This is a genomic window from Micrococcus sp. KRD096 (assembly GCF_017168495.1).
In the GTDB taxonomy this organism is placed as follows: domain Bacteria; phylum Actinomycetota; class Actinomycetes; order Actinomycetales; family Micrococcaceae; genus Micrococcus; species Micrococcus luteus.
Genome location: NZ_JABFAY010000017.1, coordinates 166,442 through 176,496, shown reverse-complemented (window position 1 = coordinate 176,496; position 10,055 = coordinate 166,442). Strand labels below are relative to the sequence as shown.

Annotated in this window: 6 protein-coding genes; 4 read left to right on the top strand and 2 right to left on the bottom strand. The window is 73.7% G+C overall.

Annotated features, from left to right (window positions below; translation table 11 throughout):
* Window positions 1-137: 137 nt before the first annotated feature.
* The 3 genes from purH (at window position 138) to J1M41_RS08625 (ending at window position 5,679) form a co-directional block, all read left to right on the top strand.
* Window positions 138-1,829, top strand: coding sequence for a bifunctional phosphoribosylaminoimidazolecarboxamide formyltransferase/IMP cyclohydrolase (purH, locus tag J1M41_RS08635; RefSeq protein WP_206451574.1), 1,692 nt, complete (start codon window positions 138-140; stop codon window positions 1,827-1,829).
* Window positions 1,830-1,897: 68 nt separating this feature from the next.
* A complete protein-coding gene (gene mgtE / locus J1M41_RS08630) occupies window positions 1,898-3,250 on the top strand; it encodes a magnesium transporter (RefSeq protein ID WP_206451573.1) in 1,353 nt (450 codons plus the stop codon).
* Between the two features lie 206 nt (window positions 3,251-3,456).
* Entirely contained in the window at window positions 3,457-5,679 is a 2,223-nt protein-coding gene (locus J1M41_RS08625) for an NADP-dependent isocitrate dehydrogenase (protein ID WP_206451572.1), read from the top strand.
* Window positions 5,680-5,878: 199 nt separating this feature from the next.
* On the opposite strand, the gene J1M41_RS08620 is transcribed toward J1M41_RS08625, so the two are convergent.
* Complete coding sequence (locus tag J1M41_RS08620; RefSeq protein WP_134416276.1) at window positions 5,879-6,472, bottom strand: methylated-DNA--[protein]-cysteine S-methyltransferase; 594 nt, start codon at window positions 6,470-6,472, stop codon at window positions 5,879-5,881.
* Window positions 6,473-6,544: 72 nt separating this feature from the next.
* Here J1M41_RS08620 and J1M41_RS08615 point away from each other — a divergent pair, with 72 nt between their 5' ends.
* Entirely contained in the window at window positions 6,545-8,143 is a 1,599-nt protein-coding gene (locus J1M41_RS08615) for a TIGR01777 family oxidoreductase (RefSeq protein WP_206451571.1), read from the top strand.
* Between the two features lie 46 nt (window positions 8,144-8,189).
* Here J1M41_RS08615 and J1M41_RS08610 read toward each other — a convergent pair whose 3' ends face one another.
* Window positions 8,190-10,037, bottom strand: coding sequence for a glutaminase (locus J1M41_RS08610; protein WP_206451570.1), 1,848 nt, complete (start codon window positions 10,035-10,037; stop codon window positions 8,190-8,192).
* Window positions 10,038-10,055: the final 18 nt, after the last annotated feature.

Here is a 10,055-nt window from a genome sequence, read left to right as displayed (position 1 = left end):
GGGTGGCGGAGGACATGGTCGGCTCCCGTTCGTCGGGTGGAGTGGGGGGGCGGTCCGTCACGCGGACGCCTGGGCCATTATGCGGCCCGGCCTATGCTGGGGGACGCACCCGGACCCCCTCGAAGGAGCGCCCCCTCGTGACCTCTGCCCAGTCAATCCCCACCGTCCTGGACACGGTGCCCCTGAAGCGGGCCCTGATCTCCGTGTACGACAAGACCGGCCTCGAGGAGCTCGCCACCAGGCTCCACGCCGCGAGCGTGCAGATCGTCTCGACCGGCTCCACCGCCCAGCGCATCGCCGCCGCCGGCGTGCCGGTGACCGAGGTCGCCGAGGTCACCGGGTTCCAGGAGTGCCTGGACGGCCGCGTGAAGACGCTGCACCCGCGCGTGCACGCGGGCATCCTGGCGGACCGTCGTCGCGAGGACCACGTGACCCAGCTGCGCGCGCTCGAGGTGGAGCCGTTCGACCTCGTCGTCGTGAACCTCTACCCGTTCGTGGACACCGTGAACTCGGGCGCCGCGGAGGACGCCGTCGTCGAGCAGATCGACATCGGCGGGCCGTCCATGGTGCGCGCGGCGGCGAAGAACCACGCGTCCGTGGCGATCGTCGTGGACCCGGCCCGCTACGGCGAGGTCGTCCAGGCCGCGCAGTCCGGCGGCTTCGACCTGCGCGCCCGCCGGCGCCTGGCCGCCCTGGCCTTCGCCCACACCGCGGCGTACGACAACGCCGTGGCCGCCTGGACCGCCGCCCACTTCGGCGAGGACACGCACGCCGACGAGATCCCCGTGTTCCCGCCCTACGCCGGCTTCTCCCTCGAGCGCGCGCAGATCCTGCGCTACGGCGAGAACCCGCACCAGCCCGCGGCGCTGTACCTGGACTCCTCGGCGGCCCCCGGCATCGCGCAGGCCGAGCTGCTGCACGGCAAGCCGATGAGCTACAACAACTACGTGGACGCCGACGCCGCGGTGCGCGCCGCCTTCGACCACCCGGTCCCGGCCGTGGCGATCGTCAAGCACGCCAACCCGTGCGGCGTGGCCGTCACGGACGAGGGCACGGATATCGCGCAGGCGCACGCCAAGGCCCACGCGTGCGACCCGGTCTCCGCGTTCGGCGGCGTGATCGCGGCCAACCGCCCCGTCACCGCCGCCATGGCCGCCCAGGTGAAGGACGTGTTCACGGAGGTCGTCGTGGCCCCGGCGTTCGAGCCCGAGGCCCTGGCGATCCTCTCCGCCAAGAAGAACCTGCGCCTGCTGAGCCTGCCCGAGGGCTTCCTGCGGGACGCGGTGGAGGCCAAGCAGGTCTCCGGCGGCATGCTGCTGCAGATCGCGGACGCGGTGGACGCGGACGGCGACGACCCGGCCACCTGGACCCTCGCCGCCGGCCCCGCCGCCGACGACGCCGTCCTGGCCGACCTGGCCTTCGCGTGGCGCACCGTGCGCGCGGCCAAGTCCAACGCCGTGCTGCTGGCCCATGACGGCGCCACGGTCGGCGTGGGCATGGGCCAGGTCAACCGCCTCGACTCCTGCCGCCTGGCCGTCGAGCGCGCCAACACCCTGGGCGCCGCGCAGACCGGCGGGCAGGACGTGAGCAGCGCCGGCGGCGCGGAGAACGTCTCCGGGGAGGGCGCCCCCGAGCGGGCCCGCGGGTCCGTGGCCGCCTCGGACGCGTTCTTCCCGTTCGCGGACGGGCTGCAGATCCTCATCGACGCCGGCGTGAAGGCCGTCGTCCAGCCGGGCGGCTCCGTCCGGGACGAGGAGGTCGTGGCCGCGGCCGAGGCCGCCGGCGTGACCCTGTACCTGACCGGGGCGCGCCACTTCTTCCACGGCTGAGCGCGGCGCGCCGCTGCCGGACGGGGGCCCGGACCGGGCCCCCGCGACCCCCAGGAGGTGACGAGGCGATGACCCGCCGCGAGGTTGAGAGCGTCGAGGACCGCATCCGCGAGCACCTGCGCAGGGACGACCTCGACAGCGCGGTCGAGCTGCTGCGCGCGCTGTCTCCGGGCGACGCGCTCGAACTGCTCGACCGCTCCGAGCCGCGCATGGTCCCCGTGCTGTTCCGGCTCCTGGACAAGTCGACGGCGGTCCACGTCTTCGCGGCGATGGAGACGGGCCAGCAGTCCGACCTGGTGCGCCAGCTCCAGGACGGTCAGGTCCAGGACCTCTTCGCCGAGCTGCGGGTCTCGGGCCAGGCCCGGCTGCTCGACGAGATGCCGGCCACCGTGGCCCGGAAGATGCTCGCCGGGCTCGACGCCGAGGCGCGCGGCGAGGTCGGTCGGCTCCTGGGCTACCCGGCGGACTCGGTGGGCCGCCGGCTGCGCATGGCGCCGGTGCGTCTGCGCGAGGACTGGACCGTGGCCGTGGCCCTGCAGAACCTCCGGGACCACGGCGGCCGGGAGCAGGCCGCCATCGTCTCCGTGCCGGTGGTGAGCCCGCAGGCGCGCCTGACCGGCGTCGTGGACGTCCCCGTCCTGGTCACGCAGCCGCTCGACGCGCGGGTCTCGGCGATCATGCGGGAACCGGTGTCCGCGGTCGCCACCGAGGACGCCGAGGAGGTGGCCCGGCTCTGTGCGGACCGCCGCCTGTGGACGGTCCCCGTGACGGACTCGGAGGGGCGCCTGATCGGCGTGTTCACCGTGGCCGACGCCCTCGAGGTCCTCGACGAGGAGTCGACGGAGGACGCGGCGCGCGCCGGTGGTGTGGAGCCCCTCGGCCGGCCCTATTTGGCGACCTCCGTGCTGGCGCTGATGCGCTCGCGCATCACGTGGCTGCTCGTGCTCGCGGTCGGCGCCACCCTCACCGTGCAGGTGCTCGGCGTCTTCGAGGACACGCTCGAGGAGATGGTCGTCCTCTCCCTGTTCATCCCGCTGATCATCGGCACCGGCGGCAACACGGGCAACCAGGCGGCCACCACGGTCACCCGGGCGCTCGCCCTCGACGACGTCCGGCCCCGCGACGCGCCGCGCGTGATGTTCCGCGAGCTGCGTGTCGGCATGGCCCTGGGCGGGTGCATCGGCCTGCTGGGCCTCGTGATCGCCGGGCTCGTGTTCTCGTGGCCCGTCGGTCTCGTGATCGGGGCGACGCTGTTCACCGTGTGCTCCTTCGCCGCCACCGTCGGCGGTCTCATGCCGTTGGCGGCCCGCACGATCGGCGCCGACCCCGCCGTGTTCTCGAACCCGTTCATCTCGACGCTCGTGGACGCCCTCGGCCTGGTCGTCTACTTCTTCATCGCCCAGGCCGTGCTCGGCATCTGAGCCGGCCACGGTCCACGCCGCCCTGCCCGCCTCGGCGAGGCGTTCCGGGGCGGGCCCGCCGGTCCGGCCGCGGGCGCTGACGCCGAGCCACACGAGCCACACACGGTGTGGCGCGTCCGGGGCGCCGGGTAGATTGGCGGGGAGTCACCCGTTCCCTGCCGACGAGGGCCGCGTCTCGAGTGCGGCCAGAAGGAGAGATCATCCGCATGTCGAAGATCATCTACACGCTCACGGACGAGGCCCCCATGCTGGCCACCGCGTCGCTGCTGCCGATCGTGCGCGCCTACGCGGGCACCGCCGGCGTGGAGCTGGAGACCCGTGACATCTCGCTGGCCGGCCGCATCCTCGCCGCGTTCAAGGACGTCCTGCCCGAGGACCAGCGCACCGCGGACGCCCTCGCCGAGCTCGGCGAGCTCGTGAAGTCCCCCGAGGCGAACGTCATCAAGCTGCCGAACATCTCCGCCTCCGTGCCGCAGCTGCGCGCCGCGATCAAGGAGCTGCAGGCGGACGGCTACGCGCTGCCGGAGTACCCGGACGAGCCGAAGACCGACGAGGAGAAGGACGCGAAGGCGCGCTACGACTCGGTCAAGGGCTCCGCCGTGAACCCGGTGCTGCGCGAGGGCAACTCGGACCGCCGCGCCCCGAAGGCCGTGAAGGCGTACGCCAAGCGCTTCCCCCACTCGATGGGCGAGTGGACCCCGGACTCCAAGACCGCCGTCGCCACCATGGGCGCGGACGACTTCCGCGCCAATGAGCAGTCCGTGACCCTGCCGGCCGCCGACGTGCTGACGATCGAGTTCACCGACGAGGACGGCAAGACCACCGTGCTCAAGGAGGGCCTGAAGGTCCTCAAGGGCGAGGTCGTGGACGGCACGTTCATGTCCGCCAAGGCCCTGGACGCGTTCCTCGCCGAGCAGGTCAAGCGCGCCAAGGAGGAGGGCATCCTCTTCTCCGCGCACCTGAAGGCCACCATGATGAAGGTCTCCGACCCGGTGATCTTCGGCCACGTCGTGAAGGCCTACTTCTCCGAGCTGTTCGAGAAGTACGGCGAGCAGCTGGCCGCCGCCGGCCTGTCCGCGAACAACGGCCTCGCCGCGATCGAGGGCGGCCTGGACAAGCTCGACGCCGAGACCGCCGAGGGTGTGCGCGCCGCCATCGCCGCCGCCTACGAGAACGGCCCGGACGTGGCCATGGTGAACTCCGCCAAGGGCATCACCAACCTCCACGTGCCCTCCGACGTGATCGTGGACGCCTCCATGCCCGCCATGATCCGCACCTCCGGCCGCATGTGGAACAAGGACGACCAGACCCAGGACACCCTGGCCGTCATCCCGGACTCCTCCTACGCCGGCGTCTACCAGGCCGTGATCGACGACTGCAAGGCCAACGGCGCCTACGACCCCACCACCATGGGCACCGTCCCGAACGTGGGCCTCATGGCGCAGAAGGCCGAGGAGTACGGCTCGCACGACAAGACGTTCATCATGGACGCCGCGGGCACCGTGGCCGTGAAGAACTCCGCCGGGGAGACCCTGCTCTCCCACGACGTCGAGGCCGGCGACATCTGGCGCGCCTGCCAGACCAAGGACGTCCCGGTGCGCGACTGGGTGAAGCTGGCCGTGACCCGCGCCCGCGCGTCCCAGACCCCGGCCGTGTTCTGGCTGGACGAGACCCGCGCCCACGACCGCGAGCTCATCAAGAAGGTCGAGGAGTACCTCAAGGAACACGACACCGAGGGCCTGGATCTGCGCATCCTCTCCCCGGTGGAGGCCACCAAGCTCTCGGTGGAGCGCATCCGCCGCGGCGAGGACACCATCTCCGTGACCGGCAACGTGCTGCGTGACTACAACACGGACCTGTTCCCGATCCTCGAGCTGGGCACGTCCGCGAAGATGCTGTCGATCGTCCCGCTGCTCAACGGCGGCGGCCTGTTCGAGACCGGCGCGGGCGGCTCCGCCCCGAAGCACGTGCAGCAGCTGCTGGAGGAGAACCACCTTCGCTGGGACTCCCTCGGCGAGTTCCTCGCGCTGGCCGTGTCCTTCGAGCACGAGGCGGTCGCGAACGAGAACCACCGCGCGCAGGTCCTGGCGGACACCCTGGACGCCGCCACCGGCACCCTGCTGATCGAGGGCAAGTCCCCGAAGCGCAAGGTCGGCGAGCTGGACAACCGCGGCAGCCACTTCTACCTGGCGCTGTACTGGGCCCGCGAGCTGGCGAAGCAGACCGAGGACGCCGAGCTGGCGGCCGCGGCGAAGCCGATCGCCGAGGAGCTGGGGGCCCAGGAGGAGACCATCCTGGCCGAGCTCAACGGCGTGCAGGGCTCCCCGGTGGACCTGGGCGGCTACTACGCGCCGGATATGGAGAAGGTCACCTCCGTGATGCGTCCGTCCGCGACGCTCAACGCGATCGTGGACAAGCTCTCCGTCTGAGCATCTGAGCGCCGGGGGCCGGGCCGCGTGCGTGGAGCGCGCGGCCCGGCCCCTTCTCGTTCCCCGGCGCCCGACGCCGACCCCCGGCCACCCGGCCACCCGAGACGGCTCCCCGCCCGCAACGCGGGTTGAGTTGTCACGGGTGTGCGTGCCCCGGACCCGTGACAACTCAACCGACGTTGCCGTGGCGAGGGGGTGGTCAGCCCGCGTGGGCCGCCTCGTGGGCCAGCAGGGCCTGCTTCGCGGCGGTGCCGTAGAGGTAGTGGCCGGCGGCGCCGTCGGCGCGCACCACGCGGTGGCAGGGCACGACGACGGCCACCAGGTTGGCGGCGCACGCCCCGCCGGCGGCGCGCACGGCCCGCGGGGCCCCGCACCGTTCGGCCAGGCCGCCGTAGGTGGCGGGGGAGCCGGGGGCGATGCCGCGCAGCTCCCGCCACGCCCGCTGCCGGAACGCGGTGCCCGGCTGGGTGACGTCGAGGGCGTCGAGCGCGGCCACGTCCCCCGCGGCGTAGGCGGCCAGGGCGTCGGCGACGGGCTGGGACACGCCCGGGCGCGGCTCCACGGGGCGCGGGTTCATCTCGCGGTCGGCGGTCTCCGGGTCCAGGGCCACGAGCCGGTCCATGAGCGTCTCGAGGAGGCGCCCGATCGCGGCGGCGGGGGGCTCCGAGTCCTCCGGCACGGCCACGCCGGAGGCGCGCACCGTCTGGTCCTCGGGGGAGAAGACGGCCACGAGGGTGAGCTCGGTGGCGGGCAGGGCGGCGGCGGTCCAGCGCAGCTCGGGAAGCAGGTCCATCCCCTCATTGTCCTGCACGGCCCGGCCCGGACAGGTGTTCGCCCGTCCGCTCCCTGTGTCAGGCTGGCGTCCATGACCGAGATCACCGTCTTCGAGCACCGCACCCTCCTGCGCCACCCGCGTGAGGTCGTCTTCCGCTGGCTGGAGAACCCCGGCGCGCTGGAGCGGCTCACCCCGCCCTTCGCCGGCGAGGTGGTCCAGGGACCCACGGACGGCCTCCGCGTGGGCTCCGAGTCGCGGCTGCGCATCCAGGCCCCGGGGGCGGCCGGCCTGTTCGCCGGCGCGGCCCATGGGATGCTCACGGGCCTGCTGCCGGACGCCGTCGCCTCCCGCCTGCCCGGTGGGGCGGCACCCGCGGTGCCGTGGCGGGCCCGCCACACGGCCTACGAGGAGGGCCGCATGTTCCGGGACGAGATGGTCTCCGGCCCTCTCGCCTCCTGGCGGCACACGCACCTGCTCGACGACGCTGCGCCCGGTGAGGCGGACACGGCGGACGGCCGGCGGGGCACGGTCGTGACGGACCACATCGAGTACGCCCTGCCGGGGGAGTCCCTGGTGTCCCGCGTGCCCGGTCTGGGCGCCGCGGCCTCGCGCCGCACCCACGAGGCCTTCGAGGCGGAGCTGGGCCGCCAGTTCGCCTATCGGGCCCGCGTGATGGCCGATGACCTGGACTTCCACGCCGCCCATCCCGGCCCCCTCGTCGGCGGGCCGGCTCGCACGGTCGCCGTGACGGGGTCCGGCGGACTGATCGGCCGGCAGCTCTGTGCCCTGCTCACCACCGGCGGCCACCGCGTCATCCGGCTCGTGCGGAGCCCGAAGAAGGCCGGCGCGCTGGACGCGGCGCTGTGGGACCCCGGCCGGGAGACCGTGGACGAGGACGCCCTGGCCGAGGCCGACCTCGTCGTGAACCTGGCGGGCGAGCCCATCGCCGGCCGGTTCTCGGACGCGCACAAGGAGGCCGTGCACGACTCGCGCGTGCGCGGCACGCGCACCCTCGTGGACGCGCTCGACCGGATCGCCGATCGGGAGGGGGACGACGCGCGGGCGCGGGCGCTCGTGAACGGCTCGGCGATCGGGTACTACGGGGCGGACGCGGGCACGGGCCCGTTCGGCAGCGGCCTCGTCGAGGATCTGGAGCCCGGGGACGACTTCCTCGCCGAGGTCGTCGCGGACTGGGAGGCGGAGGCCCGGCGCGCCGAGGGGGCCGGGATCCGGGTCGCGATGCTGCGGACCGGCGTGGTCCTGAGCCCGGCCGGGGGCATGCTGCAGCAGGTGCTGCCGCTGTTCCTCGCGGGTCTCGGCGGTCCGGTCGCGACCTCGGGTGGGGAGAGCCACGACGGCAGCCCGTGGCTGAGCTGGATCGGCGCGGATGACATCGCGGGGGCCTTCGCCCACGCGGTGCTCGACGACGGCGTCACCGGCCCGGTCAACGCGGTGGCGCCCGAGCCGGTCACGGCCCGGGAGTTCGCCACCGTGCTCGGGCGGGTGCTGCGCCGGCCCGCGGTCATCCCGGTGCCCGAGGCCGGGCCGCGCCTGCTGCTGGGCGAGGAGGGCCGGGTGGAGACCGTCGCGGCCGACCAGAAGGTCCTGGCGGACCGGCTGGTCTCCTCCGGCTACGAGATGCGCGACCCCGAACTGGAGGGCGCGTTGCGCCACGTCCTCGGGCGGTGACGGGGGTGGGGGCAGCGTCCCACGGGGACGCTGCCCCCGCGGGTCGTCAGTCCTGCAGCGCGCCGGTCTCCCGGATGAGCTGGCCCAGCGCGGTGAACGCGTCGCGGGCCAGCGCCTCCCACAGGGCCAGGGCCAGCTGGGGGAAGCCCTCCTGGAGCGCGACCATCACCTGGGCGGTGAGGACTCGCGCCGTGACCGGCCCGCGCGCGCGGACGGTGGAGGGCTGGCGGCCGGGCTGGCCCAGGGCCATCTCGCCGAACGTCATCCCCGGGGTGAGCAGGGTGCGGCGCACGCGGCGGCTGCCCGTGCCCTGACCCGAGAGCTCCACGGTGCCGGAGACGATCACGTAGATGCCGCCGAACGGCTGGCCGGCGCGGCGGATGATCTGGCCGTCCGAGTAGACCCGCTCGTCCATCATGGACTCGAGCAGACGCGCGTCGTCCGCGGAGAGGTGCTGCAGCAGGGGTGCTACGGCCGCCTCCTGGGCGTCCCGCGGCAGCAGGTGGGGGGCGTGCCGGGAGAGCAGCCGCTGCTCGGCCCACTGGGCGGCCCGCGAGCGGGAGTCGAAGAACACGAACTGCGCGCCCTCGGCGGCGGGGTCCACCCCCTCGGCCTCATCCTGCAGCGGCTCGGGCAGGTCCACCTCCACGGACTCCTCGACGGCCGACATCAGCTCCTTCATCTCGGCGGCGTCCCGGTCCACGACGACGACGTCGAGCCCGTTGCCCAGCGCGCGGGCGAACCACTGGGCCACCAGCAGGCGGGCCGGACGGGAGATGGAGCTGACCGAGCGCATGTCCACCACGAGCGTCTCGAGGGCCTCCGGCAGACCGCGGCTGACGCGGGCGATCGCGTCCACCTGGCTGAAGCCGAGGTGACCGCCCAGCTCCATGACGTGCACGGTGTCCGCGAACCGCCCGAGCGCCTCGAGGACGACGGCGCTGCGCACCGTGCCCGAGGGCGCCTGATCGATCCGGTAGTGGGTGCGCAGGGCCGCGCGCGGGGAACCGGTGACCACCGACGGGTGCAGCTCGAAGTCCTCGACGATGGTCCGCAGGGCGGCCATCGCCGCGGCGCCGAGCCCGTTCTCGTCCGTCGTGTCCGACTGCAGCGCCAGACCGAGGTGGCCCGGCACCACCACGAGCACCGTGCCGCCGCGCGTGGACGCCCAGCCGGGCTGGCCGACGTCGTACGCCCACCGGGAGTCCCGGGTGTCCATGCCGCAGGAGTCCATCACGGACAGCACACCGCGGACCGTCTCCTCGCTCAGCACCCGGTCCCCGGTGACGGGGTGGACACCGCCGTGCGCGAGGGTGCCGGCGAGCAGGGAGAGGTCCTCCACGGTCACGGCGGCGGCACGCACCGTGGCGATGTCCTCGAGCAGCGTCTCGGGGTCGGCGTCCAGCGTGTCGAGGGACTTCATCAGCCAGGCAGCGGACCGGGTGTGATGCTGGGCGCGGTTCTCCGCACGCGCGGCCGACTCCGTGACGGTGACCTCGCGGTCGAACAGGGCGGAGAGCAGCTGCATCATGCGTGCGGTGCGGTCGCGGCCACCGCGGCCCTTCACCAGGGAGGCCGTGGCCACCGCGCCCGCGTTCTGCAGCGGGTTGTGCGGCAGGCCCGTGACGGCGTCCACCTCGACCCGATGGTCCAGGTCGCGCACGGGGGCGGCTCCCACGCGCTCGCCCACCCGCACCGCGCCGAGGTCCTCGAGGGCCTGCGCGTGGAACAGGGGAGAGGCGAGCGTGGCCAGGGGCACGGCCGTCATGGATCCGGAGACGTAGCGGTGCCCGTCCACCATGAGCATCGCGACGCCCAGCCCGTCCGGGACCTCCCCCTCACCCGCGTGGGCCGACGTGAGGCGATCGAGGTGCTCCTGGACGGGTGTGGTCATGGGTCACAGCCTAGTCAG

What these genes read in the sequence shown, in the direction of transcription:
- mgtE (WP_206451573.1), top strand. Translation starts at nt 1,898, where the DNA reads ATGACCCGCCGCGAGGTTGAGAGCGTCGAGGACCGCATCCGCGAGCAC.
- J1M41_RS08625 (WP_206451572.1), top strand. Translation starts at nt 3,457, where the DNA reads ATGTCGAAGATCATCTACACGCTCACGGACGAGGCCCCCATGCTGGCC.
- J1M41_RS08620 (WP_134416276.1), bottom strand. Translation starts at nt 6,472, where the DNA reads ATGGACCTGCTTCCCGAGCTGCGCTGGACCGCCGCCGCCCTGCCCGCC.
- J1M41_RS08615 (WP_206451571.1), top strand. Translation starts at nt 6,545, where the DNA reads ATGACCGAGATCACCGTCTTCGAGCACCGCACCCTCCTGCGCCACCCG.
- J1M41_RS08610 (WP_206451570.1), bottom strand. Translation starts at nt 10,037, where the DNA reads ATGACCACACCCGTCCAGGAGCACCTCGATCGCCTCACGTCGGCCCAC.